Origin of the sequence: Parabacteroides sp. AF39-10AC, from assembly GCF_003635405.1 — a bacterium.
Lineage (GTDB): Bacteria > Bacteroidota > Bacteroidia > Bacteroidales > Tannerellaceae > Parabacteroides > Parabacteroides distasonis.
The window spans coordinates 1-1,763 of the sequence record NZ_QTLP01000070.1 but is presented as its reverse complement, the minus strand read 5'-3'; the positions used below and the strand labels follow the sequence as shown (position 1 = coordinate 1,763).

The window sequence follows — 1,763 nt, the reverse complement described above, 5'->3', positions numbered from 1 at the left end:
GAGGGTACTGAAAAAGTAATCACTATTCAGAGTTCTCTGAGGATTATATGAAAAATATAGAGTTCGTCAACTCCTTATCCGAGGACTTGACGAACTCTGATTTTTATCGATAGGTAGGTTATATGACTCTGTATTGACTATAATCAGCCATGTGCAGCCTTATTCTGGGATAATGATGAGCAGTCCTCAGCTCAGTTTGAGGATTCTTTTTATATTTGCAACAAAAATCACCATTGCCCCTTGCATACGCATACAGTCCAGACCATACGAGTCTGCACGGTCGTATCCAAATACATTCTTCAATTCTGCGTTTTTGGCCTCGATTTTATATCGTATTTTAGCCTTTGTCTTGAACTCATCTGTTTGTTCAAAGTCGGCTTGCTGCAGATGCTCTCCCGATTTAATCTGCACGGCATAAGACTTGCTTTTGGCCCCTTCTTTATAACATCCGTTCCGCCGTGAACATGTTCTGCATTTCTCTACATCAAAGTAGAAGACAAGTGACTGGTTCTGTTTCTCTCCCTTCTTTCCCTGTCGCGCTTTTCTTATCGCCATATGCCCGGCCGGACAAACATACATTCCGGCATCCTTGTTATAATCAAAACGGTCTTCTTCCTTACGCGTGCCATTGCTGATTGTCGGATTTAATCTGGCAACCAGCTCAAAACCATTTTCTTTGTCATTTGAAAGTATTATGTTGTCTTTGCCCGAGTACGCAGTGTCGCCGACTACTGTATCAACGACCATGCCGTTGGTGCGGCTCTGCTCTACAAGTTCCTGAAGCTGGGGGCCGTCCCCTTTCTCTCCGGAGGTGACTGTCGCAGCCGTTATGATGCGTTCATCACTCATTGCGATATGGGTCTTATATCCGAAGAAAGAGGCATCCTTACTCTTGTGCCCAATCCTGGCATCCTCGTCCTTGGACGTTACATAATGGTCTTCAATATCTGAAAGTACCTCCTTAAGTATGTTAAGACGCTCCTTGATTTTAGGAACTTCTGCAAGACAGGGATTGGAACCTACGACATTCAGCAGATCTTTGGTGTAGTCAAGCTCATGTTCCAGATTATCATCCGTGTTCTTTTCAGGAAGAGTATTTTTGATAGTCTCGTCTGATTCATACAGACATTTGCGCAACTGCTTCGAGCGAAGCCGCAATATCTCAACCGGGGAATAAGGATTGCTTCGTGAGCCGGTATGGGTGGCATCAACGATTATAGTACGGGATTTGATTATTCCTTTTTCAATCGCAATCTCAACAGTCTTGCCAATCAAAAGATTCAACAGGTCCTTGTCTTTTAGTCTAAGCCTACGGAACTTGCACAGTGAACTGGGGTTTATCAAGTCCGTGTTTTCAGGACTCATCCCAAGAAAATACTTGAACGACATATCATAACGGGACCTCTCTACAACGTCGACATCGGATATGTCATAAATTGTCTTCAGAAGAAGATATTTGAACATCATCACAGGGCTTTCAGCCATGCGGCCATTGTCATGGCAGTATTTATCCATAAGTTCTTTTTGGATGAAGGAGAAGTCCACAAGGTCATTAATCCTGCGCAGAACATTATCGCGAGGGATAATCAAATCGTATAAATCACTGTAATTGCTGAATTGTATTGTCTGTTGAGTCGGGAGCATATCTTTATGTGTTATATCTATAAAGATAACCAAAAATCGGCATATATCCAAAATATTTATTGGGTATATGCCGATTATATCAGACAATTATCCTATGAAAGGACTTTTTCAGTGCCCTC

At 42.4% G+C, this 1,763-nt stretch carries 1 protein-coding gene; it reads right to left on the bottom strand.

All coding sequences use genetic code 11. From position 1 onward, the window contains the following. Positions 1–186: 186 nt before the first annotated feature. Complete coding sequence (locus DW033_RS24165) at positions 187–1,644, bottom strand: IS1182 family transposase (RefSeq protein ID WP_122383245.1); 1,458 nt, start codon at positions 1,642–1,644, stop codon at positions 187–189. Positions 1,645–1,763 lie beyond the last annotated feature (119 nt).

Excerpts from the sequence above, each read along its gene's own strand:
- DW033_RS24165 (WP_122383245.1), bottom strand. The coding sequence starts at position 1,644 with ATGCTCCCGACTCAACAGACAATACAATTCAGCAATTACAGTGATTTA.